The sequence below is a fragment of the Rahnella contaminans genome (assembly GCF_011065485.1).
Taxonomy (GTDB): Bacteria; Pseudomonadota; Gammaproteobacteria; order Enterobacterales; family Enterobacteriaceae; genus Rahnella; species Rahnella contaminans.
Genome location: NZ_JAADJS010000006.1, coordinates 43,025 through 69,303 on the forward strand (window position 1 = coordinate 43,025; position 26,279 = coordinate 69,303).

A 26,279-nucleotide genomic window follows, 5' to 3' on the forward strand; every position below is an offset into this window, starting at 1 on the left:
TGTTGCATAAACCGGATGAATCATGGACAGAATTACCGCTGCACAAGTCTTTGTTGCCATCGTCGAACGCGGAAGCATGATCAATGCCGCCGAGTCGCTGAATATGTCACGGGCGATGGTGACGCGTTATCTGTCGGAGATGGAAAAGTGGTCGGGCGCGCGCCTGCTGCACCGCTCGACGCGAAAACTCAGCCTGACCGATGCGGGCGAAAACACGCTGGCGCGGTGCCGGAAAATGCTGTCGGTGGCGGCGGAAATGGCCAGCGTGGCGGATACCGGTGACGAAGCGCTGCGCGGTTTGCTGCGCCTGAGTTGTTCGCAATCTTTCGGGCAGGGCGCGGTGGTGATTGCGGTCAGCGAATTTCTGCGCCGACACCCGCAGGTGAGTATCGATCTGCAACTGGAAAGCCGGGCAATCAATCTGGTGGAAGACCGTATCGATCTGGCGCTGCGCATTACTAACGATCTGGATCCGAATCTGATTGCCCGTCCGCTGGCACTGTGTCCGTCGGTGGTGTGCGCATCTCCGGCTTATCTGGCCGCGCAGGGAACGCCATTGCATCCGCAGGATCTGAGCGTCCACAACTGCCTGACGTACACCTATTTTGGCAAAAGCCTGTGGCAGTTTGAGCATCAGGGCGAAAAAGTGACGGTGCCGGTGAGCGGTAACCTGAGCGCCAATGAATCGCTGGTATTGCTGACCGGCGCGGTGGAAGGCGCGGGGATCGTCATGCAGCCTTATTATTCGGCGGCGCCACTGATTGCCAGCGGGCAGCTGGTTTCCCTGCTGGAAGGCTGGCAGCCGCAGGAAATGGGGATTTACGCGATTTACGCGTCACGGCGGCAGATGCCTGCGGCGCTGCGTGCTTTGCTCGATTTCCTGGTGGAATGGTTCAAAGGGCATCCGCGCTGGCTGTCCCTGACGGATGAAAAACGCTGAGCCGCTGCGCAAGGCGCTTACTGGAATCGGTTCCTTTTCCGCTTTTATCGCATTTTATGCAATGTATTGTTATGTAAAGATTAATCCGGATATTGAACGTTTTGCAGGCAGTAAGGGCACAGACTGCGTCTGGTCAAAAGTGTGATCAACGTGGTATTTAAGCCAATCCGGTGGAATACCGGAGCCATTAAACATAACTAAAATATCCGGAGTTTTTATGCCTGTCGCACTCCTGGCACTGGCGCTAAGCGCATTTGCCATCGGTACCACCGAATTCGTCATCATGGGGCTGTTGCCCAATGTGGCGGGTGATCTGAATGTCAGCATTCCTTCCGCAGGCTGGTTAATCAGCGGCTATGCGCTGGGCGTGGCTATCGGCGCGCCAATTATGGCCGTGCTGACCGCCAAACTGCCGCGCAAGAAAACCCTGCTGCTGCTGATGAGCATCTTTATTATCGGCAACGTGATGTGTGCGTTGTCCTATAGCTACGGCTTCCTGATGCTGGCGCGTGTGATCACCGCACTGTGCCACGGCGCATTCTTCGGGATTGGCGCGGTCGTGGCGGCCAGTCTGGTGGCACCGAACCGCCGTGCTTCTGCGGTGGCGCTGATGTTTACCGGCCTGACGCTGGCGAACGTGCTGGGTGTTCCGCTGGGCACCGCGCTGGGGCAGGCTTTTGGCTGGCGTTCAACTTTCTGGGTCGTTTCTGTCATCGGTGTGGCGTCGCTGTTTGCGCTGTATAAAAAGCTGCCGGATAAGAAAGAGGAAGAACCGACTGATCTGCGTAAAGAAATCCGTGCGCTGGGCAGCCTGGGTTTGTGGCTGTCGCTGTCGATTACTATCTTCTTTTCTGCGGCGATGTTCGCACTTTTCACCTATATCGCGCCAATCCTGACCGAAATCACCGGCGTTTCTGAGCACGGCGTCAGCTGGACGCTGCTGCTGATTGGCCTCGGCCTGACCATCGGTAACGTGGTTGGCGGGCGTCTGGCGGACTGGCGTCTGGGCGTTTCCCTGACCATGACTTTCCTGCTGATCGCCGTGTTTTCCGTGCTGTTCAGCTTCACCAGCGTGCATCTGGTGGCCGCGGAAATCACGCTGTTCATCTGGGCGATGGTGAACTTCGCCGCCGTACCGGCCTTGCAGGTGAACGTGGTGACCTACGGTAAACACGCGCCCAATCTGGTGTCGACGCTCAATATTGCAGCCTTCAACGTCGGTAATGCGCTGGGTGCCTGGGTGGGCGGCGTGGTGATTGAACGCGGGCTTGGCCTGAGCGTTGTTCCGCTGGCAGCGGGCGGTTTGGGCGCTGCCGGCTTTGTGCTTTGCGTGATCACTTTCCGCCGTGCGGCGAAAAAGGCTGAGAAAGCCGTCGCGTAACCGGTAAGAAATGTGTTGAAAGGGCCACGCGGAATGATTTCTGCGTGGCCCTTTTTTTGCTTTTTCTGAGGTGACGCGATCAGAAGCGGATTTCGCCGCCCGCGATATACGTCCGGCCGCGCGCTGTGTTAACCGACGTGCCCGGGTCATTCTGGCCGTACATAGAATTCAGTTTATTCAGGGCTTCTGAATAATCTTTATCCATCAGGTTCTGCACGGTGAATTTCAGCATCACATTACGGTTGATTTCGTAGGTGCTGTAGAGATCGACAATCGTCGGGATCTTCGGCATATCTTCGTTTTCCAGCGCGCCGGTTTTTTCGTTGAAGTTCTGATCCGGCGATGTACGGCGGGTTTTCCCCGTGTATTTCACCAGCGAGCCTACGGTCAGGGATTCATCGAGGAAACGCACGCCGGTATCCACCGTGAAATACAGTTGCGGCAGCTCGTTAATATTGCCGACGCCAAAGGAACCGGTGGCGATCGACGTCGGCTGATTGGTGTGTTCCTTGCTGAACGAGAGTTTGGCGAAGGCGCGTCCGGCATCATATTCCGCTTCAATCTCGACGCCGTGTGTGCGCACCGGCGACAGGGAATTCACGTAGATATACATGTTGTCGGAATACTCATCGCTGGCATCTTCCCAGTCGTTTTGAATATTTTCGCCAATGCTGCATTTGCGGCCATTGCGGCACACCATAAAGGATTCGCTGTAGATGTAATTCTTGATTCTGCTGGTGTAATACAGGGCCTTCAGGCGGAAAGCATCCTCTTCAAACAACAGGTTACCGGCGGTGGAGTTGAAACCAATCTGGTAGGTTTCAGCCCGTTCGCCTTTCAGGAACGGGTTCATGGAGGCGCCGCCGGAGTTGGAGAAAAACACTTCCTGAACGTTCGGACCGCGCATGGATTTGCTGTAGCTGACGAACGGCTGGAACCACGGCCGGACTTCCGCTGACAACATGACCGACGGGTTAAATCCGTCTTCAGTTAAATGAATATCCTGTCCGCCCTGCGGGAAACAGGCGACGCGCGGATCGCACGCCGGTTTGTATCCGCTGAGATCGTAATAGCTGTAATTCAGGTCAAAGTTGGCCTGCCAGATGCCTTTTTTCAGCTCCAGTCCGGTATACAGACTGTAAACATCCTGCTTGCCGGAAGGCTGGAAAGTGTTGTTCTCGATGGACTGTTCTGCCGCATCCGGGTTATCCGGATCCCAGGCGTTGCTGTTGATGTTTTTATCGTACTTATTTCGCATCAGCTTGCTGCCATAACTCCACGCCAAATCCACGTCAGCAAGCGTAAAGCGTGAGGTATTATTAATATCGAGAGCGTCGGACTGATTGCTGGCATCGGTATTAAAAAAAGTATAAAGCGTGTCCTCGTTATACTTTTGATTCCCGCGGCTGGAGCTGAGCATCAGATTAAAATCCACCAGTTCAGAAAAGGGCGCGAAATGATATTTCACATAGAAGTCATCGCTGCGGATATCACGCTGGGTAAATTTATTCCCGTAATGCCGCCCGGATAATTCAATAGAGTTAAATTCATCCGGTTTAATATCCACTTTCACTAACTGGGATTTCGGATTCTGGCGGTAACTCTTTTCGTAGCCGAAATCGCTGCTGTTCTGACCGTCGCCATTTTTGAAATTAGCATCGATAGAACTGCCGCTGATGGCCGTCATAATGCCAAAACTGCCGGTGTCGGTGAAGGCGTCTGTTTTGCCCGCCACCGCCACCATACCGCTTTCGCCGATGCCGTTATTCCCGGCGGAAAAGCGGGTGCGGATCCCGAACGGATTGTCGGAAAAAATCACGTCATCCACGCCGATAGTGCGCAGGTTGGCGCTGCCCGCGAGGGCGTTAACCCCGGCTGAACCGGCGCTGGAGCCGCGCGAGACATCAATGCCGACCAGGAAATTCGGGTCGATCAGTGCGCCTGCCGCGCTGCTCGTCGAGCCGTGGGAAATCCCGCCCGGTACTGAGGAGCCGTAGAAGTTTTGGGTGACGCCGTCGATCATGGTGTTGACGCGGCCAAAGCCGGACATTCCGCGAATATTGATGTCTACCGTGCCCTGGCTCGGGTCAATTTGCGTGAAGGTGCCGGGTATGCCGCGCAACACGGAATCGGTCGATTGCAGGTTGGTGTTTTCGCCGCGCGAGCTGAACGCGCCGGGCTTTGCCATCGCTTCATGTTCACTGTTTACTTTTGCCGCGGAAACTTTCAGCGGGCTGAAGGCGACGGTTTCTTTATTGTTTTCTGAATCAGTGGTGTCAGCGATTGCCAGCGGTGCGGCCAGCGTTAAACCGGCACTCAATATGCCGGTGAAAAGTGTATTTTTCATATTCCCTCGAGGAGCGATATTTTCTAATCGTTATTGCTTTGCATTGCGTTCCATAAATTAAAAACGGAGACTGCGATTATTATTATTTTTGTCCATCTCAAGGATGAAACTGTATTCCTGCGCGGTATTTTTCAGGCGGTTCAGGCGGCCTGATTTCCCGCCATGCCCGGCGGCCATTTCGGTGGACAGTAAGATCAGGGAATTCCCCTGATTCATGGCGCGTAATCTGGCGACCCATTTCGCCGGTTCCCAGTAGGGCACTTGTGAGTCGTACAATCCGGCTGTCACAAACAGATTCGGATAAGCGACCGGTCGCACATTGTCGTAAGGGCTGTAGGATTTGATGGTCTGATAGGCGGCGGGCTGCGCCGGATTTCCCCACTCTTCGTACTCGCCTTCGGTGAGCGGTAACGTCGGGTCAGACATGGTGGTCAGCACATCGACGAAAGGCACCTGCGCCACGACCGCGTGAAACAGCGCCGGTGCCTGATTGATGACGGCACCCACCAGCAGACCGCCCGCGCTGCCGCCCTGAGCATATAAATGCCCCGGCTGGCCGAAACCTTTCTCCGCCAGCGCCTGCGTGGCATCAATAAAGTCATTGAAGGTATTCGGTTTTTTGTCAAGTTTCCCTTGCTGATACCACTGCTGGCCCAGCTCGCCGCCGCCGCGAACGTGGATCAGTGCGAACACAAAACCGCGATCCAGCAAGCTGACGCGGCTGGCGCTGAACGCCGGATCCATGCTCATGCCGTACGCGCCGTAGCCGTACGCCAGCAGCGGATTCCGGTCTTTCTCAAACAGCGATTTGCGGTACACCAGCGAAACCGGCACCTGCACGCCGTCGCGGGCGGTAATCATCAGCCGCTGACTGGCGTAATTCGCCGGATCAACGCCTTCGACCGGCTTTTGCTGCAACAGCGTGCGCGTACCGGTCGCCATGTCCCATTCATAAATCGTGGTTGGCGTGGTCATCGAGGAATAGCCGTAACGCAGCTTGTCGGTTTCCGGGCTGGGGTTGGAACCCAGCCACGCCATGTAACTTTCTTCATCGAACGGCACGGTTCGCGTTTTGTGGTCTTCCCGGCCAATCTGTTCGAGCTGCACACGTCCCTGACTGCGAATCTGCAATACCAGATGGCGGCGGAACAGGGCGAAGTTTTCCAGATCACGGTTATCGTCTGGCGCGATCAGCGTTTGCCACTGACCTGTGATGCGAGCCGTCTGATACAGACCGAAATGCAGGCTGTGCAGGTTGGAGCGGATGAAGAACTGGCCGCGGTAATGATCCAGATAATATTCAACGCCCGCACGACGTGGCGCGAAGCGCTGCGGAACCGCCAGCGGACTGGCGGCCGGGATCAGATGAACTTCAGACGACGTACTGCCGCTGCTGAGAATAATCAGGAAATCACCGGACGCCGAACGGGAAAGGCCGAGGTAAAATCCGCCATCTTTCTCTTCGTAAACCAGCGCGTCCTGCGCCACCGGTGTGCCGATTTTGTGGCGATAAACCTGATACGGCATCAGCGTTTGCGGGTGATTACGGATGTAAAACAAATAATTTCCGTCGGCAGACCACGCCATACTTCCCGAGGTATTTTGCAGTACGTCGTTTTGCCAGCGGCCGGTGGTGAGATTGCGCAGGCTGACGGCAAACTGGCGACGCCCCTGCGTATCTTCGGCAATGGCCATCTGCTGATTATCCTGACTGATTTCCAGCCCGCCAAACTGATAAAACTTTTTGCCCGCTGCACGCTGGCTGGCATCGGCCAGCGTCTGCCAGACGGTATTTCCGCCAACCGGCTGACGCAGATATTGTGCATAATCCTGGCCCGGCAAATAACGCTGCTGATAGCGATAACCGCGTAATTCGTAGGGCACGGATTCGGTGTGTTCGCCCTGACGCAGACGCATTTCCTGATACAGCGTGTTGGTCAAATCTGACCAGCGCGACATGACCTGCGCGCTGTACTGGTTCTCCGCACGCAGATAATTCAGGACCTCAGGATCCTGCCGGGAATCGTCGCGCAGCCAGTAATAATTGTCCGTCCGGCGCTCCGTTGCACTGCTCAAAATATGCGGATGTATTTCAGCGACCGGCGGCTGGAATTCAGCAGTTGTCGTCGAGCAGAAAAAGAGAGTCCCCGCCAGTAACAGCGTAATAAAACGTGAAAAAGTCATAGTGGCCCGATGATATTGAAAAAAATAAATCTTCCCTGAAAGACTCAGGAATAAAGGTATTAACCGTTTGGTTTTACGACTTCCGGCTGCTGCCGTCACTGAGTGTGAATTCAAGCGGCATACTGACCGGCACTTGTCCGGCCTTCAGCATATCGCCCGGCGGTGGCGGCAACGGGCTGGCGCGTTGCAAAACAGCCAGCGCTTCGCGATCCATCGACATCGTGCCGGAAGATTTCAGCAGGCGGCTGCTGACAATTTCTCCCCGCGCATCCACGACAAACGCCACCTGTGCGACACCCGTCCGGTGGCGCGCAATCGCATCCTGCGGATATTTTTTCAGGCGATTGAGCTGCACCTTCACCCGGGTTTCCCATGTCACTTTCGCGCTGGCGGACTGCGTAGAATCGCTGTTCATCGGTGCGGCGATTTTGTCGGAAAGGCTTGCGGTTGCCGGTGGCGCGGCAGCACTGGCAGCGGAAGCGCGGGTTTGATCCTGCGAGCGCTCCTGCGTTTTCTGTACCGGTTTCGGGCGTTTTTGCTGTTCTTTCGGTTTCTTATGCTGCTGAACCAGTTTGATTTCCGCGCTTTCATTGACCGGTGGCGTGATGTTTTTTTGTTGCTGCTGCACGGCTTCCTGCTGGCTGGACGCAGCCGAATCCACCGCCTGCACAATGCCTACCGGCAGCGGTTTAGTCAGTTGGTTATTTTCGATATCAGCGGAAAACGTCAGCATGACGGCGGGAGGCGGCAGTTCGACAGGTGGCGGTACGGGTGCGGACCACAGGAAAAATGCGGCCAGCGCGACGTGAAGCGTCACTGATAAGAGAAAGCCGAGACTCCGGCGCTGAGGGCGGAAGACAAACGCCGCAGCAGCCGGAGAGCCGGAAGGAGAGTAAGTAGTCATTTAGTCCATTAAAATGATAATGAGATTCAATATTATTTGATAATAGTAATCATTTGTAATGGGTCTTAACAAGAAACTTTCGATTCCTCCACAATTTAATTTCAATGGTCACAATAAATCAGGGGTTATCAGGGCGCGGATTTCGCCGCCACGGCTGCCGTCGTCCAGACAAAATCGGCCTGTGATTTATCAATCACTATGCCTTTTTCGGCCAGTATCAGAACGGTGACAGACGCCTGAGGATCCAGATCCTGAATATGCACCGGCACGCCGATACTTTTTCCGGCGTGATAGCCCCCGGCAATCAGCAATGCGGGTGCAGGCGCGGCCAGCAGACGCTCAGCCATGCGGCGATCGCGTTGTTGCTGAATGGCGAGCATCGCATGTAACTGCTTTGCATCGATATTTTGCTGATGGGAAGTGCGGATGGTGTCGCTGATGGCATCACGAACCCGCGGATCCGCCGCGTGAACGCCTGCCGGGAAGACGGGTTTTTCGTAAAATGCCATGATTTCACTGCGATCCAGATTGGCGGAAAGCAGCGGATACGGCGCTTTCATCGCGGTCATCACCACATCGCCGTACATCGTCCAGTCCCAGCTTTTCTGCCAGTTAATCAGCTCTGCAACCCGGGCAGGCCGCGCTTGCGCGCCGGTTTGCAGCCAGGCTTTTACCTGATCGACTTTCGGCTGCTGATCCGGCGTCAGCATTTCCATTAGCACGCTGCCCTGCGGGCGGATCTCCGGCAGGCGCTGAACCAGCCAGTTTTCAATCTGATGATGCGCGGGGTTGTCATGTTTTTCGCCGACGATGACCCCTGGCGCGGCGGCAAGCTGGCGGAGCAGCTGATCCGGCGTCAGCGTTTTTCCGGTGCGTAAATCCTGAATCTGGCCTGAAGGCGCGGTGGCGGGAACGGCGGTATTGTGCGGTGCGGTCGAGCAGGCGGTCAGTGCAAGCGTGGCCAGAAGTAACAGCTTTTTCATTGGGATCCTCATTTTCCATAGCGGGACAGTGCCCGCATGTTATGGATAATGATTATCATTTACAAGATCAGCCGCCGACGACCCCCTCGAGGCGTTCTGCGAACCGTTGTGCCTGCTGATGACAATGTTCGGTAAACGTCGTGACCAGCGCGGAAGCAGGGCGGTGCAGCGGTTTGATCAGGCTGACGGTAAACGGCACGGCGACGCTGAATTCGCGAATCACCACGCCGTGGTCGCGTTCGGCATAATCCAGCGCCGTCAGCGGATTGACCACTGACACGCCCGCGCCTTCGCGCACCATGCTGCACACCGAGGCGGCGCTGTGTGTTTCCATCACCAGCCGCCGGGTGACCTGCTGCTCGGCGAACAGCGTATCCAGTAACTGCCGGTAGCTGTCGGTGGCCGACAAACTGATAAAGTTCAGGCCGCTGAAATCCTGCGGTGTCAGGCGCTTTTTCGCCGCCAGCGGATGACCTGCGGGCAGGACGCAAACTTCGTTGAGCGTCATCAGCGTCTGGCGTTCAGTACCGGCGGGCGTCTGGGTATTTTCCGTCAGACCCAGATCATGGCGCTGCGCCGACAGCCACTCTTCAAGCAGCGGCGATTCCTGCGGCACAATGTTAAAACTGACGTCAGGATACTTGTCGAGAAACGGCTTACAAACCGCCGGTAACAGCGACTGGCTGAAAACCGGCAGACAGGCAATAGACAGCTGCGCCTGCTCAAACTGGCGGATCCCTTCCGCTGCGCTGATGATCCGGTCCAGCCCGTAATACGATCTCTGCACTTCTTCAAACAGCCGCAAACCCTGCACCGTCGGGTATAAACGCCCGCGCAGGCGTTCGAACAACTGCAAATCCAGCAGCTTTTCACAGCGCGCCAGCTCGCGGCTGACCGTTGGCTGTGAAGTATTGAGCAGCGCGGCGGCTTCAGTCAGGTTGCCGGTGGTCATCACGGCATGAAAGATTTCGATGTGGCGCAAGGAGAGAGCGGGCATGAGTTTATCGCATTCCGGCAAGGCATTTATCCATATCATAAATGAATAGACTGGCCTGAAATAGATATTTTATCGCTGCTTCATCTGCCGTCATACTGAACGAAATATGACAGCCTTCATCTGACGGAAAATCTTATGCCACGCGCCCTGAACGATACGTCCACTGCACTTAACGCCGCGAATTTGCTGGCGCTTGTGCAACAATTTGGTTGCCCGGTCTGGGCGTATGACGCTGAAATCATTAAGCAACGTATTGCACAGTTACGTGAATTTGATGTGATCCGCTTTGCGCAAAAAGCCTGTTCGAATATTCATATTCTTCGCCTGATGCGTGAGCAGGGCGTGAAGGTGGATTCGGTATCGCTGGGCGAAATAGAACGTGCGCTGGTGGCCGGTTTTATTCCGGGGCGTGAAAACAGTGAAATCGTGTTTACCGCCGACGTGCTGGATCAGCCGACGCTGGAACGTGTGACGGCGCTGGATATCCCGGTAAACGCCGGTTCCATTGATATGCTCAGTCAGATTGGTCAGCACAAAGCCGGGCATCCGGTGTGGCTGCGCGTGAATCCGGGTTTCGGCCACGGTCACAGCCAGAAAACCAATACCGGCGGTGAGAACAGCAAACACGGGATCTGGCATGCCGATTTACCGCAGGCGCTGGCTGAAATTGCCCGTTACGGCCTGAAACTGGTGGGCATTCATATGCACATTGGTTCCGGCGTGGATTACGGCCATCTTGAGCAGGTTTGTGATGCGATGGTTCGCCAGGTCATTGAAACCGGACAAGATATTGAAGCGATTTCAGCGGGCGGCGGGTTGTCGATTCCGTATCATTTTGACGAAGAATCTATCGATACCGGCCATTATTTTGGTTTGTGGAACCGTGCGCGTGAGCAGATTGCGGCACACCTCGGACATGAAGTGAAACTGGAAATCGAACCGGGGCGTTTCCTGGTGGCGGAATCCGGCGTGCTGGTGGCGCAAATCCGTGCGGTGAAAAACATGGGCAGTCGCCATTTTGTGTTGTGCGACGCGGGGTTTAACGACCTGATGCGTCCGGCGATGTACGGCAGTTATCACCATATTTCGCTGTTACCGGCAGATGGCCGCGACCTCAGCGGTCAGGCGCTGACGGAATCCGTGATTGCCGGGCCTTTGTGTGAATCCGGTGACGTTTTTACCCAGCAGGCAGGCGGCGGCGTTGAAACCTTCCCGCTCCCACCGTTGCAGATTGGCGATTATCTGGTGTTCCACGATACCGGTGCCTATGGCGCATCGATGTCTTCTAACTACAACACCCGTCCGCTGCTGCCGGAAGTACTGTTCGAAAATGGCGTCCCGCGGCTGATTCGTCGCAGGCAGACGGTGGAAGAGTTAATCGCTTTAGAGCTGTAAGCTCAGCTCCTCCCCCTGCGAAAGGGGGAGGAGCTGAACGAGTTCTCTGTACTTTTTCGCAGGGGAGTTTCGTGTTGAATTTACTGTTTTTCAAACATCTCTTTCCTCAGTAACACGATTTCTTCGGCCAGTTCGCGGCACAGCATGGCGGTCATCAGATGATCCTGCGAATGCACCATAATCAGATTTACCGGTATTTTTCCCACGCCTTCATCCAGCCCGATCAGCTGCGTCTGCACTTTGTGAGCGACGCGCGCCGCATCGTCTGAGGCTTTCAGCATGGCATCCGCCTGCTCCCATTCCTTTTTGCGGGCGTGCTGAATCGCCATCATCGCGTTAGAACGCGCTTCCCCGGCGTTGATCAATAACTCCATTACCGTTTGTTCCAGATCGAATTCCATCGACATCTCCAAAATTGGTATACCAGAAAGGGGTGAATTCATCATATTGGAATTCCAATATTCACATGTGAGAACGCTGTCACAGAAATTAATTCGTATTCCGCTATTTTTTGGCATGCCACATTAAGACAATAATGACCCAAAAGATGGACGGAATTTCTCTCAGAACCGGAATCTGACTTTATATTCGCACTCAACCTTTATCCTCTGATACGTCAAAAGGTCAATGCGAAACAAACACCTGTAAAGCAAAACACAATATTAAAAGAGGTGGTGTCATGTCACTGAAAGACCGTTTTATCGATTCTCTCGGGGGATTCGCGAATACTTTTAATAGCCTCAGATACATCATGGCTATTAAGGCTTCTTTTATCACGTTAATGCCGGTCATTATCGTGGGGGCATTCTCAGTTTTAATTTCAAATATGGTGATGGATCCGAAAAACGGATTAGCCCACTTTGAAATGTTCTCCTGGCTGGCGACGCTCAAACCGATTATGAGCAGTATTAACTATGCCACGCTGAGTTTCCTGACCATCGGCGCGGTATTTTTAATTGGTATTGAACTGGGCAAAATTAACGGTTCGCGTTCGTTATTTCCCGGCCTGCTGGCGGTGATTTGTTTTATTGCCGTCACGCCGACGACCGTCGATATGATGGTCAACGGCCAGATGCAGGAAGTGAAAGACGTGCTGGCGAAACAATTCTCCGACACCAAAAGCCTGTTCCTTGGCATGTTTATTGCCATTCTCTCGGTGGAAATATATTCCCGCCTGGAAAAGGTTAACGGCCTGCGGATTAAAATGCCGGAAAGTGTGCCGCCGAACGTTTCCGCGTCGTTCTCCGCACTGATCCCCGCGATTATTACCGTGGTTATCGTCGCCACATTCGGCTTCGTTTTCCATCGCGTGACCGGCATGTATTTGTACGACGCGGTGTATCAGGTGATCCAGCGTCCTCTGGAATCGGTGATGCAAAGCCTGCCGGGCATTCTGCTGCTGATGTTTGTCGCGCAACTGTTCTGGGTCATTGGTATTCACGGCAATCAGATGATCAAACCCATCCGTGAGCCGCTGCTGCTGGGCGCGATCATGGTGAACATGACGGCGTTCGAGCAGGGACATGAAGTGCCGAACATCATCACCATGCCGTTCTGGGATGTGTACATGAGCATCGGCGGCTCCGGCTGCACTATCGGGCTTTTGCTGGCGGTCATGCTGGGAACGCGCCGCAAAGAAATGCGCGAAATCGCCAAATTATCCATGGGGCCGGGCTTCTTCAACATCAATGAACCGGTGATTTTTGGCATGCCGATCATGCTCAACCCGATTCTGGCGATCCCGTTCATCATCACGCCGCTCATCACCGGCACTATCGGGTATTTTGCGACCAGCCTGGGTTTTGCCGGACGTGCCGTGGTCATGGTGCCGTGGACCACGCCGCCGATCATCAACGCCTGGCTGTCTACCGCCGGTTCGATGGGCGCGGTGATTACCCAAATTGGCTGCATCGTGGTGGCTGTGCTGATTTATCTGCCGTTCGTCAAAGTGGCTTCGCGCCGTGCAGAACAGGCGCAGATTGACGCTATCGCGCAGCAGCAAAAACGCGCTGCAACGGCCTGAATCCGGGACAACGAGGAAAATTATGAGCAAAGTTTCAATCACCATTCCTGACGGGTTTATTCTCGGTGCGGCGGCTTCTGCGTGGCAAACCGAAGGCTGGAGTGGCAAAAAGGACGGGCAGGATTCGTATCTGGATCTCTGGTACAAAAACAACCGCCACGTCTGGCACAACGGCTACGGCCCGGCGAAAGCCACTGATTTCATTAACCGTTATAAAGAAGATGTGGCGCTGATGAAGGCCAGCGGGCTGACGCATTACCGCACCTCAGTTAACTGGTCGCGCTTTTTCACCGACTACGAACTGGGTACGGTTGATGAGGAATATGCGGCGTACATCGGCAATCTTCTGGATGAGATGAAGCGCAACGGCATTGAGCCGATGCTGTGCCTCGAACACTACGAATTACCGGCGTATCTGCTTGAAAAATATGACGGCTGGGGCTCGAAAAAAGTCGTTGAGCTTTTTGTCCTGTACGCGGATAAAGTGCTTGAGCGCTTCGCCGGGAAGGTCAGCCGCTGGTTCACTTTCAACGAGCCGGTAGTGGTGCAAACCCGCGTGTATCTGGACGCAATCCGCTGGCCTTTCGAGCAGAACACCGGTAAATGGATGCAGTGGAATCATCACAAAGTGCTGGCAACCGCCAAAGTCGTCGAGCTGTTTCACCGTAAAGGTTACGGTTCGCACGGCACGATGGGCGTGATTTTAAACCCGGAAGTGACGTACGCCCGTTCAGCGGCGGCGCACGATCAGAAGGCGGCGCATTTATACGATTTATTCTATAACCGCGTATTTTTAGACCCGATGATTAAAGGCGAATACCCGCAGGAATTGCTCGATTTGCTGCAAAAGCACCACGTGCAGTTTGATTATTCAGAGCAGGAACTGGCGGTTATCCGTAATAACACGGTGGACGAAGTGGGCATTAATCTGTATTACCCGCACCGTGTTAAAGCCCCGTCCCGTGAATGGAATAAAGAGACGCCATTCCATCCCGCGTTTTACTACGAACATTTTGAACTGCCGGGCCGCAGGATGAATAAATCCCGTGGCTGGGAAATTTACCCGAAAATTGTTTATGACTTTGCAATGCGCATTAAAACGGAATACGGAAATATTCCATGGTTTATTGCTGAGAACGGAATGGGCATTGAAAATGAAGGCCAGTTCCGTGATGCCAGCAGCGGAGAAATTCAGGACGATTATCGTATTGAATTTATTGCCGAACATCTTTACTGGACATTAAAGGCGCGGGAAGACGGTGCAAATTGTCAGGGATATATGCTCTGGGCTTTTACCGATAACGTCTCGCCGATGAATGCTTTTAAAAACCGTTACGGGCTGATCGAGATTGATCTTGATAACAACCGTGATCGCCGTCAGAAGAAATCATCTCACTGGTTTAAATCGCTGAGTGAAAGTGGTGTGTTGTCTTTAACACTGGACGATGAAGATAAATAACCCGAGGAAACATTATGAAACGACTCGTTTTAGCTTGTTCGGCAGGGATGTCCACTTCCCTTGTGGTCACCAAAATGGAAAAAGAAGCGGCAGCCCGCGGGCTGGAATTTAAGATTTACGCCATCCCGGAAAATAATCTGCGCGACGAACTTGAGGCCTACGGACGTGACATTCAGGTTGTGCTGTTAGGGCCGCAGGTGCGGTTCAAACTGGCGGAAAATAAAAAGCTGACGGATGAACACAACATTCCCATCGCCGTGATCGACATGGTGGCATACGGAACCCTGAACGGCGCCAAAGTGCTGGATCAGGCATTAAGTTTGATACACTGACCCTTCAGCGTAGGTCCATTGGCTCTGTCTTTGGAGCCAATTTGTCAGTCTTTGCATCAGGGTGAATGTGTGGATAAAGGTGTGGTTTCGCAGGACAGAAAGCAGTATCAGGAAATCGGGCACGACCTGCGCGAGCAAATCAAGCAGGGGCATTTCGCTGTGGGTTCCCGCCTGCCGCCTGAACGAAATATGGCTGAAACCTACGGCGTCAGCCGGACTATCGTGCGTGAAGCTCTGCTGATGCTGGAACTCGAAGGCACGGTGGATATCCGCCAGGGCTCCGGCGTTTACGTGATCCGCATTCCTTCGCAGGAAGAGGGCGAAGACGAACTGATGTATCAGGGGCAGATTGGCCCGTTTGAAATTTTACAGGCGCGGCAGTTGCTCGAAAGTAATATTGCCGCGTTTGCCGCCAAAATGGCGACCAAGGCGGATATCGAAAACCTGCGCCGCACGCTGGAGCAGGAACAAATCGCGATTGTTGCCAACGACGAAAGTGGTGATAACGACCGCCTTTTTCACCTGCTGATCGCCGGTGCAACGCAGAACCAGATGCTGCTCGATTCCGTCAAAAATATCTGGATGCATCGCGATTCCAGCCCGCTCTGGAAACAATTACACAGCCACATCGCCACGCGCGGTTACCGGCTGAAATGGCTGGCAGATCATCAGAATATTTTGGCCGCACTGCGCCGCCGCGACGTGATGGGTTCGTATCAGGCCATGTGGCAGCACATGGAAAATGTGAAGAACACGCTGATGGAACTTTCTGATGTTGATGCGCCTGAGTTCGACGGTTATCTGTTTGAATCTGTGCCGATTTTTCAGGGGAAACTGGTCTGAGTATGAAGATCATCAATCTCAGCGAACGCCCGGAATTTCAGGAAACCGTCACGGACTGGCTGTGGAAAGCGTTTGGCAGTGAAAACAGCCGGGCGTTTTTTGAAAGCGTGGTGCAAAGCAGCCTGCGCGGTGCGGATTTGCCACAAACCTTTATCGCGCTCGAGGGCGATACGCTGGCGGGAACGGTCGGGTTATGGCGCTGCGATTTAATCAGCCGTCAGGATCTCACACCTTGGCTGGCGGCGCTGTACGTTGATGAAGGTTACAGATCGCGCGGGTTAGGGCAGGAATTGCAGGCTTTCGTGCTGGAGCACAGCCGCCGCAGCGGCTTTTCCGAACTCTATCTCTACGCTGAATTTACCGGCTACTACGAACGTTTGGGCTGGAAATACATCGGCGATGCGCTGGATTACCCTGACAAACCTGTCCGCGTTTACCAGCAATTCCTTTAATTCCCCGGAGAACTCACCGAGTGACGGCGCACCAGCGTCGGGCTGAACATGTGAGTGGTTTCGGGCAGCGGCTGGCCGTTTGCCAGCGCTAACGCCAGCTGCGCAGCCTGATTCGCCATCGCGACAACCGGATAACGCACCGTGGTCAGACGCGGGCGCAGATACCGCGAAATCAGCACGTCATCAAACCCGATCAGAGAAATTTCCCCCGGCACATCAATGCTGTTATCGCTTAATACCGAAAGCGCACCGGCGGCCATCGGGTCGTTGTAGCAGGTCACGGCGGTAAAGCTTTTGCCTAATCCCAGTAAGTCCGCCATCGCTTTTTCGCCGCCGATTTCATCGGGTTCGGCGTAGGCAATCAGTTTGTCATCGACAGGAATATTGTGTTCGGTCAGCGCGTCAATGTAGCCCTGAAGACGGTCGCTGGCATCGGAAATGCCGTGGTTGGAACACAAAATGGCGATGCGCTGATGCCCTGCCTGAATCAGATGGCGGGTTGCCAGCCATGAACCGTAGCGGTCATCAAGCGCAATGCAGCGCTCCTCGAAACCGGGCAGCGTGCGGTTGATCAGCACCATGCCGGGAATTTGCTGCATCAGGCTGGTCAGTTCATCTTCAGGCAGCATTTTGGCGTGGACCACCAGCGCCGCACAGCGGTGACGGATCAGCTGTTCGATGGCCTGACGCTCTTTTTCCACGTTGTGATAACCGTTACCAATCAGCAGAAAATTGCCGGTCGCATATGCCACCTGTTCGACGGCTTTTACCATCGCGCCAAAAAAAGGATCGGACACGTCGGCCACAATCAGGCCCAGGGTTTCGGTAGCCTGTTGCGCCAGTGCGCGGGCGTTGGCATTCGGATGATATTGCAGATGCTGCATGGCGTTCTGAACGGCTTCCCGCGAGCTTTCACTGGCTTTCGGAGAATGATTTATCACGCGTGAAACGGTCGCAACCGATACGCCTGCCAGTTTTGCTACATCCTTAATCGTTGCCATAACACTTCCGCTATTCCGTGAGGGTAATCGTTTACACTGCCCAGTTTTGCGGAAAAGACCGGTGGCTGCAAGGATGTCGATCGCAACTTTTCGATGCAAGACGCATGTAACGGGAAAAGAATGCCGTCTTTAACGGAAATCGCAGCCTGAAAGGGCCGAAATGGGTTTGATTAAGATGATTTGTTCTTTGAACTGAGAACGGCGCGAATGTTATTTTTAATGCTATTCACCCGCGCTGAGAAAAAGAAAAAATGCCGATAAAACGTTACCCGCAACTGGCTCACTGGGGCGCGTATACCGCCGTGGTGGAAGATGGCCGCCTGATCCGCTGCGAGCCTTATTCCGCCGATGCTGACCCTTCGCCTTTACTCGATTCGATTGCGCCGCTGGTGTATTCGGAAAAACGCATCCGCAAACCGGCGGTGCGCCGTTCCTGGCTGCAAAAACGCGAAAACAGTGATCGCTCGCTGCGCGGGCGTGAAGATTTTGTCGAAGTGGACTGGGATCTGGCGCTGGATCTGGTCGCTGAAGAGAATAAACGCGTGCGCGACCGCTACGGCGCATCCGGGATTTTCAACGGTTCTTACGGCTGGTCTTCTGCGGGGCGTTTACACCATGCCCGTTCGCTGGTGCGCCGTTTTTATTTCACCGGCGGCGGCGGTGTGGATCAGCAGGGCAATTACAGCTGGGGCTCGGCGCAGTTTTTCCTGCCGTATGTGATTGGTACATTTACGCCACTGACCGGGCGCGTCACGTCGTGGCCGAGCGTGGTGGAGCATGCGGAAATCCTGCTTGCCTTCGGCGGTCTGGCGCTGAAAAACGCGCAAGTGGCATCCGGCGGCGCGGTGGAACATACGCTGAAACCGGCGCTGGAACAGCTGGCAAAAAAAGGCACGCGGGTGATTAACATCAGCCCGATGCGCGATGACTGCCCGGCGTTTGTGAATGCCGAGTGGATCCCGATCCGCCCGAACACTGACGCAGCGCTGATGATGGCGATCGCGTATGAGATCCAGCGCAAGGATGCACAGGACGATGCGTTTCTGGCCAGCCACTGCGTGGGTTATCCGCAGCTCGCGGCGTACCTGCGCGGTGATACTGACGGCGTGGCGAAAACGCCGGAGTGGGCGAGCCACATTACCGGTATTCCGGCTGAACGCATTGCGCGGCTGGCCGACGATCTGATCGGCGTGCGCAGCTTTATTACCTGTTCTTATTCCGTGCAGCGCGCCCATCGCGGCGAACAGCCGTACTGGATGATGATCGCCATTTCCGCCATGCTCGGGCAGGTCGGTTTGCCGGGCGGCGGCTTCTCGTTTGGTCACGGTTCGATGAACAGCGTCGGCAATCCGCGTTTTGACACGCCGGGCCCTGCCGTCAGCGCCGGGCCGAATCCTTCCGGTTTGTCGATTCCTGTTGCGCGCATCAGCGACATGTTGCTCAATCCGGGGCAGCCGTACGAATTCCAGGGCGAGACGCTGAATTATCCGGATATTCATCTGGTTCACTGGGCCGGCGGCAATCCGTTCCATCACCATCAGCAGCTTAACCGCCTGGTTGAAGGCTGGCAGAAACCGGACACGGTGATCGTGCAGGATAACGTCTGGACACCGGCAGCGCAGATGGCCGACATCGTGCTGCCTGCGACCACCTCGCTTGAGCGTAATGATATCGGCGGTTCTTCGCGTGACCGTTTCGTGCTGGCGATGCATCAGGCCGTCGCGCCACAGCATCAGGCGCGTAACGATTTTGATATTTTCGCCGATATCGCCGACCGTCTCGGTTACCGCGAACCGTTCACGCAGGGGCGCAACGAAGATCAGTGGCTGCGCCATATTTACCGTCAGTGCGGTGAAGCGCAGAAAGGCACCGGCGTTGAATGGCCGGACTTTGAAACGTTCTGGGAACGCGGTTTTGTTGAATTGCCGACGCCGGAGAAGGATTACATCTTCTTCGAAGAATTCCGCAAAAGCCCGCGCGCTAATCCGCTGGGCACGCACAGTGGAAAAATCGAGTTGTTCTCCGAAACCATCGCCGGATACGGTTACGAAGATTTCGCACCGCATCCGGAATGGCAGCCGCCGGTGGAGTGGCTGGGCGCAGAAACGGCCAAAGAGTGGCCGCTGCATCTGATTTCCATCCAGCCGAAAGACCGGTTGCATAGCCAGCTCGATCAGTCGCCGCTGGCGCAGTCGAACAAAACGGCCGGGAAAGAAACGCTGTTTATGCATCCTGAAGACGCGGCCAGCCGCCAGCTGAACGACGGCGACCGGGTGAAAGTGCATAACGCGCGCGGCAGCTGTCTGGCCGGGGTTTCGTTCAATGACGGCATTACGCGCGGCGTGGTGCTGATGTCCACCGGCGCCTGGTTTGATCCGGGCTTTGGCGGTAAATGGCAGGAAACCGAGCAGGCGGGAAATCCGAATGTGCTGACGCTGGATATCGGCACCTCGCGTCTGACGCAGGGGCCAAATGCAATGAGCTGCCTGGTCGAAGTAACGCAATCAGCATTAAATGATTAAAACCGGAGGCATTTTCACCACTCGTTACACTTTGCGGAATTATGTTTCGATTGCCTGCTGGCTGTGGTTCGTACAAACCAGCTAAATTGAACGTCCCAGAGGTATTGATTGGTGAATCATCAACGTGCTCTGCATGTTGATACCGATTAAATTTGCACCAACCTACGCGGATGCGTAGGTTTTTTTTTGTCTCAATTCTGCACGTCGTTAAGCAACCTCCGAAACTCTCTCCGACTGGCGTCTTTTACAACGGCTTATAGTATGCTGTTTCCCCAACCTTTTTCTTTCAAGATCAGGGATGACACATAAGGAGATGGCAAACATGTATAACTTTCTTTTCGCCGCGTTCAGGTGGCTGTTCCGCATAGCGTTCCGGGTGACGGTCACGCCGGCGAAATCCTCATTTGATTACCCGCGTTTATTGCTCACGCCCAACCATGTTTCTTTTATAGACGGCATGCTGCTGGTGCTTTTTCTGCCGGTCAAACCGGTGTTCGCGGTGTATTCCAACATTACTGATACCTGGTTTATGCGCTGGCTGAAGCCGTACGTGGACTTCATGCCGCTGGACCCGACCAAACCGATGGCGATTAAACACCTGATCCGCGAAGTGGAAAAAGGGCGTCCGGTGGTGGTTTTCCCGGAAGGGCGTATTACGGTCACCGGTTCATTAATGAAGATTTATGACGGCGCCGCTTTTGTCGCGGCGAAGTCACAGGCCACCGTGATCCCGATCCGCATTGACGGCGCAGAATTTACGCCATTTGGTCGCCTGTTCGGCAGTTTCAAAATCCGCTGGTTCCCGAAAGTGACAATCAACGTTTTGCCGCCGGTGACGATCCCGATGCCGGAAGCCGCGCGTTCCCGCGACCGCCGCGTGCTGGCTGGTGAGCAATTGCATAAAGTGATGATGCAGGCGCGCATGGAAACCCGCGAGCCGGAAACGTTGTATCAGGCGTTTCTGTCGGCGCAAACCCGCTATGGCCGCCGCAAACCCTGCATCGCCGATGTTTCTTTCAAGGAAGATTCTTATCAGGGCCTGCTGAAAAAATCCCTCGGCGTCAGCCGTATCCTGCAACGTTTCACCCGCGAAGGGGAACACGTCGGGATGCTGCTGCCTAATGCCACGATCATGGCCGCAGCGCTGTTTGGCGCGTCGATGCGCAACCGTATTCCGGCGCTGCTCAACTACACCGCCGGTGCGAAAGGGCTGCAAAGCGCGATGAAAGCGGCGCAAATCAAAACGATCATTACGTCCCGCCAGTTCCTCGAAAAAGGCAAACTGACGCATCTGCCGGAGAATGTCCCGGAAGCTAACTGGGTTTATCTGGAAGATTTAAAAGATACCGTCACGTTGCAGGACAAACTTTGGATCCTGCTCCACCTGATTTTCCCGCGTCGCGCAATGTTGCCACAGCAACCTGACGATGCCGCGCTGGTGCTGTTTACCTCCGGCTCCGAAGGCAATCCGAAAGGCGTGGTGCATTCCCATGCGAGCCTGCTGGCGAACGTTGAGCAAATCCGCACCGTGGCGGATTTCACCCCCCGCGACCGTTTCATGTCCTCCCTGCCGCTGTTCCATGCGTTCGGGCTGACCGTCGGTCTGTTAACGCCGATCATGACTGGCGCGCGCGTGTTCCTGTATCCGAGCCCGCTGCATTACCGCATCGTGCCGGAGCTGGTCTACGATCAGAACTGCAACGTGTTGTTCGGTACGTCCACCTTCCTCGGCAACTATGCCCGATTTGCACATCCTTATGATTTTGCCCGCTTGCGCTATGTCGTTGCTGGCGCGGAAAAACTGGCGGAAAGCACCAAGGAAATCTGGCAGAACAAATTCGGTATCCGCATTCTCGAAGGCTATGGCGTGACCGAATGCGCGCCGGTGGTGGCAATTAACGTGCCGATGGCCGCGAAAGTGAATACCGTCGGTCAGATTTTGCCGGGAATGGAATCACGTCTGATTAAAGTGCCGGGTATTGAAGAAGGCGGACGCCTGCAACTGCGTGGCCCGAACATCATGAAAGGCTATCTGCGGGTTGAAAATCCGGGCGTACTGGAAGCGCCACAGGCCGAAAACGCCGACGGCGAAATGCAGGCAGGCTGGTATGACACGGGGGATATCGTCACGCTGGATGACAAAGGTTTCTGCGCCATTCGTGGCCGCGTGAAGCGTTTTGCCAAGCTGGCCGGTGAAATGGTGTCGCTGGAAAGCGTCGAGCAACTTGCCATCAAAGCTTCACCGGATAAACAACATGCAGCGACGTCACGCAGCGACAGCAGCAAAGGCGAAGCATTGGTGCTGTTTACCACCGACCCGGAATTGCGCCGTGATGCCCTGAGTAAAGCCGCCCGCGAATTGGGGCTGCCGGAACTCGCAGTGCCGCGCGATATTCGCGTGGTTAAAGCCTTGCCGTTGCTGGGCAGCGGTAAACCTGATTTTGTCACCCTGCGCCAGATGGCAGAAAACCCGGAGAGTGAGGCATGAGCCAACCTTCTATGGCGGCAGCGCCGCTGATGTCGAAAAGCATGACGGCGGTGATCGTCGCGCAGTTTCTGTCTGCGTTTGGCGATAACGCGCTGTTGTTTGCCGCGCTGGCGCTGATCAAACAGCAGCTGTATCCCGACTGGAGCCAGCCGGTTTTACAGATGGCGTTTGTGGCGACGTACATTATTCTCGCGCCGTTTGTCGGGCAGTTCGCGGACAGCTTCTCGAAAGGCCGCGTAATGATGGTTGCCAATCTGCTCAAACTCGGCGGGGCGGCGGTGATTTGCGCCGGACTGAACCCGTTCCTCGGCTATACGCTGGTGGGGATTGGGGCGGCGGCGTATTCACCGGCCAAATATGGCATCTTGGGTGAAATCGCCAGCGGCGAGCAGCTGGTGAAAGCCAACGGCATGATGGAAGCCTCGACCATTGCGGCCATCCTTCTCGGCTCGGTGGCCGGTGGCGCGCTGGCTGACTGGAGCATTCTGGCTGCGCTCGGTATCTGCGTGCTGGCTTATGGCGCGGCGGTCGCGGCGAACTGGTTTATTCCCAAGCTGACACCGGCGCGTCCGGGACAGTCGTGGAATCCGGCCAAAATGACGCGGACGTTTTTCTTCGCCTGCAAAACCTTGTGGCAGGACGGCGAAACCCGCTTTTCGCTGGTCGGTACCAGCCTCTTCTGGGGCGCGGGTGTGACGCTGCGTTTCCTGCTGGTGCTGTGGGTGCCGGTGGCGCTCGGCATTACCGATAACAAAACGCCGACGCTTCTGAATGCGATGGTCGCCATCGGTATTGTGTTTGGTGCCGGTGCGGCTGCGAAACTCATCCGCCTGGAAACAGTGAAACGCTGTCTGCCGGCGGGTGTCGCGATCGGGATTGCGGTCGTCGTATTCGCCCTGCAAACCAGCATGCTAAGTTCGTATATTGTGCTGGTGGTTGTCGGGATCCTCGGCGGTTTCTTCGTGGTTCCGCTGAACGCGCTGTTACAGCATCGCGGTAAAATTTCCGTCGGCGCTGGTAATGCAATTGCAGTGCAGAACCTCGGAGAGAACACGGCGATGTTGCTGATGCTTGGCTTGTATTCGCTGGTGGTGATGGCGGGTGCGCCGGTCGTGGCGATTGGTATCGGCTTCGGCGTGGTGTTTGCGCTGGCGATTACCGGGCTGTGGATCTGGAAGAATATGCAGAAACGCCGTCTGGCCTAATGCTGTTTTTATAGCAATTCCGTAAAAAACAAAAGGGCGCTGAGCGCCCTTTTTTAATGGCTGTGATATGGCGTTTGTTACGGTGCCGGAATGGTGAAGCGTTTGTGGATTTCTTCCAGCTCAACCAGAATTTCGCCATCAAGCGTCAGGTCCTGACTGTCGATGTTGATCTTCAGTTGTTCCAGCGTGGTCGCGCCCAGCAGCGTGCTGGCGACAAACGGTTGCTGGCGCACGAAGGCCAGAGCCATTTGCGAAGGATCCAGATTGTGTTTTTTCGCCAGCGCGACATATTCGGCAATCGCCGCTTCTGCCTGCGGTGAAGAGTAACGCGTGAAGCGGCTGAACAGCGTGTTACGCGCACCGGCCGGTTTCGCACCGTTCAGGTATTTGCCGCTCAGCGTACCGAACGCCAGGCTGGAATAGGCGAGCAATTCCACCCCTTCGTGCTGGCTGATTTCTGACAAACCGATTTCAAAGCTGCGGTTCAGCAGGCTGTACGGGTTTTGAATCGAAACAATACGCGGCAGGTCATGCTTTTCGGCAAGTTGCAGATAACGCATCACGCCCCACGGCGTTTCGTTAGAAACACCGATGTAGCGGATTTTACCGGCGCGCACCTGTTCATTCAGAGCTTCAAGCGTTTCCAGTAAAGTCACCGGAGACTGTTCTTCAGTGTACTGATAGCTCAGTTTGCCAAAGAAATTGGTCTGACGCTGCGGCCAGTGCAGCTGATATAAGTCCAGATAATCCGTATTCAGACGTTTCAGGCTGGCATCCAGCGCCGCGCGGATATTTTTGCGATCCAGCATCTGGCCCGGACGGATGGAATTGTCGTTACCGCGCGAAGGACCGGCGACTTTACTCGCCAGAATGATCTTCTCGCGGTTGCCGCGGGCTTTCAGCCAGCTGCCAATATAGCTTTCCGTCAGGCCCTGCGTTTCAGGACGCGGCGGAACGGGATACATTTCTGCGGTATCAATCAGGTTTATGCCCGCCGCAACGGCGTAATCCAGTTGCTGATGGGCGTCGGCTTCGCTGTTCTGTTCACCAAAAGTCATGGTGCCAAGTCCCAGTAAGCTCACTTCTAAAGAACTGTGGGGTATACGGTGATATTGCATTGCCGGTCTTCCTTTCTATCTGAGAATGTCAGCCTAACGAAAAAGCGCCTTTACTGACTATATACAAGGCAGGAACAAGGGGGAAGGGGGCAACTATCCTGCAATAACGCGGGTGGCACGTATGGCTACCCGCGTTATTGCATCAGGCAGGATGGAGTGGGGCGCGGTATTTAGCGTTTCATGACCTGGCTGACGTTATCGTTGTTGATCTGACGCTTATTGCCCTGTTCATCGGTGTAGCTGAGCAGACCGGTGGATTTATCCAGCTCGGGTTTGCCGTCGGTCAGGATCATATTGCCGTCTTTGGTGGAAATCACGTAGTCGCTGGCGCAGCCTGAGAGGCTAAAAACCAGAAGTGCAGCACCGGTCAGCATCAAAGTTTTCTTCATCATCATCGTTGTTATTCCTTTGGTTACGTCGAAGATTTTTCGTTATGGGAAATGATCTACAGTCTAGCGTAGCAAAAGGAATCCAACGTGGCAGAAAAGGTGTGTGAAATTTTATAAATTTCGGTATTCAAAGCAGAAAGTGGCGGGACAGCAGCGCGCCGGTGAAACGCTTCTTAAGATAAAAGCCGCGGGGAAGTGTCAGGATCGGCTGTCCGAACTCGCCGATAGCTTCTGTCAGCGCCTTGCTGTTCGCGGCTTTCGGGCGCAGTTGCAGATATTCTCCGTGACGGGCCGTTATGCTTTCGACTTTACCGAGCACGATTAAATCCATCAGCTCTTCCCAGTCCTGACGCAACTGCTCATCTTCTTCTTGCGACGGTTGCCACAGCAAAGGCGCACCTATATGCCGTTCTGCCAGCGGGATCTGACGTTCGCCTTCTACAGGGATCCACAGCACACGGGCCAGTTTGTGCCGCACATGACTGCTTTCCCACGTCACGCCGCTGTTTCCGGTTAACGGGGCGACGCACACGAAAGTGGTTTCCAGCGGTTTCCCCCTGGAATCGACCGGGATCGTTTTCAGCTCAATGCCAATGTCGGCAAAATCCTGCTCGGGTTTACTGCCCGCGATGGCACCGAGATACACTTCCAGCAACATGCCGACCCAGCCTTTTTCACGTTTCAGATTCGCCGGGATTGGCAAACCTGCGCGTGTCGCCAGTTCGCCTAATGTATGACCCGCAAGAGATTGCGCGCGTTGCAGCAGTGCGTTTTCGTCACGGGGCGGTTGTGTTGCAGGTAAAGGAATCGACATAAAAAACAATGCTCATTCAATAGATTAAATTTCGTACTGCTTTCATCCCGCACGGTGAATAAAAAGTTATACCTGCGCGGCTGAGGAATAATAGCATGATTTATCTTAGTTTTTTTTCCGCATTCCGGCGGATTTTGCAGGCTAAAGATTAGGTTGATCACCTGTTGAAGGCGACAATAAACAGGATCTTCCACCTAGTTATCCACAGATTTCTTGGATAACCTCAGGTTTATCCGATCACTGGTTCGATTTACAGGCTTGACGTATGGGGTTTCATCCAATTATTGCTCAGGTAACGACAACTTTTAGTCGATCGCTGTGGATAAAAACGTCATTGGTCGATCTTTCGCCAGATCACTTTACAATGTGATTTGGTTCTCGTTTTTGAACGTGGGATAACGTGTTTATTGGTTGTCAATATCATGTTTTGTAAGTGTTTTATGGGGTTTCATTTTTCGCGGGCAAATAAGTTCAGGAGAGTTTTACCCCGCTTACTCTTAAG

21 protein-coding genes are annotated in these 26,279 nt (G+C 54.7%); 11 read left to right on the forward strand and 10 right to left on the reverse strand.

The window, feature by feature from the left end; all coding sequences use genetic code 11:
* Positions 1-22: 22 nt before the first annotated feature.
* Both GW579_RS21340 and GW579_RS21345 read left to right on the forward strand, forming a co-directional pair.
* Entirely contained in the window at positions 23-940 is a 918-nt protein-coding gene (locus tag GW579_RS21340; protein ID WP_152325417.1) for a LysR family transcriptional regulator, read from the forward strand.
* Positions 941-1,157: 217 nt separating this feature from the next.
* Entirely contained in the window at positions 1,158-2,321 is a 1,164-nt protein-coding gene (locus tag GW579_RS21345; RefSeq protein WP_152325418.1) for an MFS transporter, read from the forward strand.
* A gap of 79 nt (positions 2,322-2,400) precedes the next feature.
* On the opposite strand, the gene GW579_RS21350 is transcribed toward GW579_RS21345, so the two are convergent.
* The 5 genes from GW579_RS21350 to GW579_RS21370 all read right to left on the reverse strand — a co-directional run bounded on the left by GW579_RS21350 (position 2,401) and on the right by GW579_RS21370 (position 9,736).
* Positions 2,401-4,668 carry a TonB-dependent receptor domain-containing protein gene (locus GW579_RS21350; RefSeq protein WP_165061717.1) on the reverse strand — a complete coding sequence of 756 codons (2,268 nt, stop codon included), beginning with the start codon at positions 4,666-4,668 and terminating at the stop codon, positions 2,401-2,403.
* 57 nt (positions 4,669-4,725) lie between these two features.
* The gene (locus GW579_RS21355; RefSeq protein ID WP_165061720.1) at positions 4,726-6,852 is read right to left on the reverse strand and encodes a S9 family peptidase; all 2,127 of its coding nucleotides are present in this window, start codon (positions 6,850-6,852) and stop codon (positions 4,726-4,728) included.
* 73 nt (positions 6,853-6,925) lie between these two features.
* A complete protein-coding gene (locus GW579_RS21360) occupies positions 6,926-7,756 on the reverse strand; it encodes an energy transducer TonB (protein ID WP_165061723.1) in 831 nt (276 codons plus the stop codon).
* Positions 7,757-7,884: 128 nt separating this feature from the next.
* The gene (locus GW579_RS21365) at positions 7,885-8,739 is read right to left on the reverse strand and encodes a ChaN family lipoprotein (RefSeq protein ID WP_165061726.1); all 855 of its coding nucleotides are present in this window, start codon (positions 8,737-8,739) and stop codon (positions 7,885-7,887) included.
* Positions 8,740-8,806: 67 nt separating this feature from the next.
* Complete coding sequence (locus GW579_RS21370) at positions 8,807-9,736, reverse strand: LysR family transcriptional regulator (protein ID WP_165061729.1); 930 nt, start codon at positions 9,734-9,736, stop codon at positions 8,807-8,809.
* A 135-nt stretch (positions 9,737-9,871) separates the two neighbouring features.
* Here GW579_RS21370 and lysA point away from each other — a divergent pair, with 135 nt between their 5' ends.
* The gene (gene lysA / locus GW579_RS21375) at positions 9,872-11,131 is read left to right on the forward strand and encodes a diaminopimelate decarboxylase (RefSeq protein ID WP_165061732.1); all 1,260 of its coding nucleotides are present in this window, start codon (positions 9,872-9,874) and stop codon (positions 11,129-11,131) included.
* An 80-nt stretch (positions 11,132-11,211) separates the two neighbouring features.
* On the opposite strand, the gene GW579_RS21380 is transcribed toward lysA, so the two are convergent.
* Entirely contained in the window at positions 11,212-11,532 is a 321-nt protein-coding gene (locus tag GW579_RS21380) for a PTS lactose/cellobiose transporter subunit IIA (RefSeq protein WP_152325444.1), read from the reverse strand.
* Positions 11,533-11,810: 278 nt separating this feature from the next.
* On the opposite strand from GW579_RS21380, the gene GW579_RS21385 reads away from it, so the two are divergent.
* The 5 genes from GW579_RS21385 to GW579_RS21405 all read left to right on the forward strand — a co-directional run bounded on the left by GW579_RS21385 (position 11,811) and on the right by GW579_RS21405 (position 16,240).
* Positions 11,811-13,154, forward strand: a complete 1,344-nt coding sequence (locus GW579_RS21385; RefSeq protein ID WP_101079259.1) for a PTS sugar transporter subunit IIC — start codon at positions 11,811-11,813, stop codon at positions 13,152-13,154.
* A gap of 22 nt (positions 13,155-13,176) precedes the next feature.
* A complete protein-coding gene (locus tag GW579_RS21390) occupies positions 13,177-14,613 on the forward strand; it encodes a glycoside hydrolase family 1 protein (RefSeq protein ID WP_165061735.1) in 1,437 nt (478 codons plus the stop codon).
* 14 nt (positions 14,614-14,627) lie between these two features.
* Complete coding sequence (locus GW579_RS21395; RefSeq protein ID WP_101079257.1) at positions 14,628-14,945, forward strand: PTS sugar transporter subunit IIB; 318 nt, start codon at positions 14,628-14,630, stop codon at positions 14,943-14,945.
* 69 nt (positions 14,946-15,014) lie between these two features.
* Positions 15,015-15,788: an FCD domain-containing protein gene (locus tag GW579_RS21400; RefSeq protein WP_152325445.1), complete on the forward strand. Its 774-nt coding sequence runs from the start codon at positions 15,015-15,017 to the stop codon at positions 15,786-15,788.
* Positions 15,789-15,790: 2 nt separating this feature from the next.
* Positions 15,791-16,240, forward strand: a complete 450-nt coding sequence (locus GW579_RS21405) for a GNAT family N-acetyltransferase (RefSeq protein WP_165061738.1) — start codon at positions 15,791-15,793, stop codon at positions 16,238-16,240.
* Here the strand turns inward: GW579_RS21405 and galR are convergent.
* A complete protein-coding gene (gene galR, locus GW579_RS21410) occupies positions 16,237-17,241 on the reverse strand; it encodes an HTH-type transcriptional regulator GalR (RefSeq protein WP_152325427.1) in 1,005 nt (334 codons plus the stop codon). The genes GW579_RS21405 and galR overlap by 4 nt on opposite strands.
* Positions 17,242-17,492: 251 nt before the next feature.
* Between galR and GW579_RS21415 the strand changes: the two genes are divergently transcribed.
* The 3 genes from GW579_RS21415 (at position 17,493) to lplT (ending at position 23,456) form a co-directional block, all read left to right on the forward strand.
* The gene (locus tag GW579_RS21415; RefSeq protein WP_165061740.1) at positions 17,493-19,763 is read left to right on the forward strand and encodes a molybdopterin guanine dinucleotide-containing S/N-oxide reductase; all 2,271 of its coding nucleotides are present in this window, start codon (positions 17,493-17,495) and stop codon (positions 19,761-19,763) included.
* A gap of 322 nt (positions 19,764-20,085) precedes the next feature.
* Positions 20,086-22,251, forward strand: a complete 2,166-nt coding sequence (gene aas / locus GW579_RS21420) for a bifunctional acyl-ACP--phospholipid O-acyltransferase/long-chain-fatty-acid--ACP ligase (protein ID WP_152325429.1) — start codon at positions 20,086-20,088, stop codon at positions 22,249-22,251.
* Positions 22,248-23,456 (forward strand): lysophospholipid transporter LplT, encoded by a 1,209-nt coding sequence (gene lplT / locus GW579_RS21425; RefSeq protein ID WP_152325430.1) that lies wholly within the window; start codon positions 22,248-22,250, stop codon positions 23,454-23,456. Before aas ends, lplT begins: the two co-directional genes overlap by 4 nt.
* A 77-nt stretch (positions 23,457-23,533) precedes the next feature.
* Here the strand turns inward: lplT and GW579_RS21430 are convergent, their stop codons facing one another.
* The 3 genes from GW579_RS21430 to mutH form a co-directional block, all read right to left on the reverse strand.
* Positions 23,534-24,574: an NADP(H)-dependent aldo-keto reductase gene (locus tag GW579_RS21430; RefSeq protein ID WP_152325431.1), complete on the reverse strand. Its 1,041-nt coding sequence runs from the start codon at positions 24,572-24,574 to the stop codon at positions 23,534-23,536.
* Positions 24,575-24,744: 170 nt separating this feature from the next.
* Positions 24,745-24,963: a YgdI/YgdR family lipoprotein gene (locus tag GW579_RS21435; protein WP_165061797.1), complete on the reverse strand. Its 219-nt coding sequence runs from the start codon at positions 24,961-24,963 to the stop codon at positions 24,745-24,747.
* 127 nt (positions 24,964-25,090) lie between these two features.
* A complete protein-coding gene (gene mutH, locus GW579_RS21440; protein ID WP_152325432.1) occupies positions 25,091-25,777 on the reverse strand; it encodes a DNA mismatch repair endonuclease MutH in 687 nt (228 codons plus the stop codon).
* Between the last annotated feature and the right edge of the window lie 502 nt (positions 25,778-26,279).

What these genes read in the sequence shown, in the direction of transcription:
- GW579_RS21360 (WP_165061723.1), bottom strand. Translation starts at nt 7,756, where the DNA reads ATGACTACTTACTCTCCTTCCGGCTCTCCGGCTGCTGCGGCGTTTGTC.
- lysA (WP_165061732.1), top strand. Translation starts at nt 9,872, where the DNA reads ATGCCACGCGCCCTGAACGATACGTCCACTGCACTTAACGCCGCGAAT.
- GW579_RS21380 (WP_152325444.1), bottom strand. Translation starts at nt 11,532, where the DNA reads ATGGAATTCGATCTGGAACAAACGGTAATGGAGTTATTGATCAACGCC.
- GW579_RS21355 (WP_165061720.1), bottom strand. Translation starts at nt 6,852, where the DNA reads ATGACTTTTTCACGTTTTATTACGCTGTTACTGGCGGGGACTCTCTTT.
- GW579_RS21340 (WP_152325417.1), top strand. Translation starts at nt 23, where the DNA reads ATGGACAGAATTACCGCTGCACAAGTCTTTGTTGCCATCGTCGAACGC.
- GW579_RS21405 (WP_165061738.1), top strand. Translation starts at nt 15,791, where the DNA reads ATGAAGATCATCAATCTCAGCGAACGCCCGGAATTTCAGGAAACCGTC.
- GW579_RS21385 (WP_101079259.1), top strand. Translation starts at nt 11,811, where the DNA reads ATGTCACTGAAAGACCGTTTTATCGATTCTCTCGGGGGATTCGCGAAT.
- lplT (WP_152325430.1), top strand. Translation starts at nt 22,248, where the DNA reads ATGAGCCAACCTTCTATGGCGGCAGCGCCGCTGATGTCGAAAAGCATG.
- GW579_RS21370 (WP_165061729.1), bottom strand. Translation starts at nt 9,736, where the DNA reads ATGCCCGCTCTCTCCTTGCGCCACATCGAAATCTTTCATGCCGTGATG.
- GW579_RS21345 (WP_152325418.1), top strand. Translation starts at nt 1,158, where the DNA reads ATGCCTGTCGCACTCCTGGCACTGGCGCTAAGCGCATTTGCCATCGGT.
- GW579_RS21415 (WP_165061740.1), top strand. Translation starts at nt 17,493, where the DNA reads ATGCCGATAAAACGTTACCCGCAACTGGCTCACTGGGGCGCGTATACC.
- GW579_RS21430 (WP_152325431.1), bottom strand. Translation starts at nt 24,574, where the DNA reads ATGCAATATCACCGTATACCCCACAGTTCTTTAGAAGTGAGCTTACTG.
- GW579_RS21390 (WP_165061735.1), top strand. Translation starts at nt 13,177, where the DNA reads ATGAGCAAAGTTTCAATCACCATTCCTGACGGGTTTATTCTCGGTGCG.
- aas (WP_152325429.1), top strand. Translation starts at nt 20,086, where the DNA reads ATGTATAACTTTCTTTTCGCCGCGTTCAGGTGGCTGTTCCGCATAGCG.
- GW579_RS21350 (WP_165061717.1), bottom strand. Translation starts at nt 4,668, where the DNA reads ATGAAAAATACACTTTTCACCGGCATATTGAGTGCCGGTTTAACGCTG.
- GW579_RS21395 (WP_101079257.1), top strand. Translation starts at nt 14,628, where the DNA reads ATGAAACGACTCGTTTTAGCTTGTTCGGCAGGGATGTCCACTTCCCTT.
- GW579_RS21435 (WP_165061797.1), bottom strand. Translation starts at nt 24,963, where the DNA reads ATGAAGAAAACTTTGATGCTGACCGGTGCTGCACTTCTGGTTTTTAGC.
- galR (WP_152325427.1), bottom strand. Translation starts at nt 17,241, where the DNA reads ATGGCAACGATTAAGGATGTAGCAAAACTGGCAGGCGTATCGGTTGCG.
- GW579_RS21365 (WP_165061726.1), bottom strand. Translation starts at nt 8,739, where the DNA reads ATGAAAAAGCTGTTACTTCTGGCCACGCTTGCACTGACCGCCTGCTCG.
- mutH (WP_152325432.1), bottom strand. Translation starts at nt 25,777, where the DNA reads ATGTCGATTCCTTTACCTGCAACACAACCGCCCCGTGACGAAAACGCA.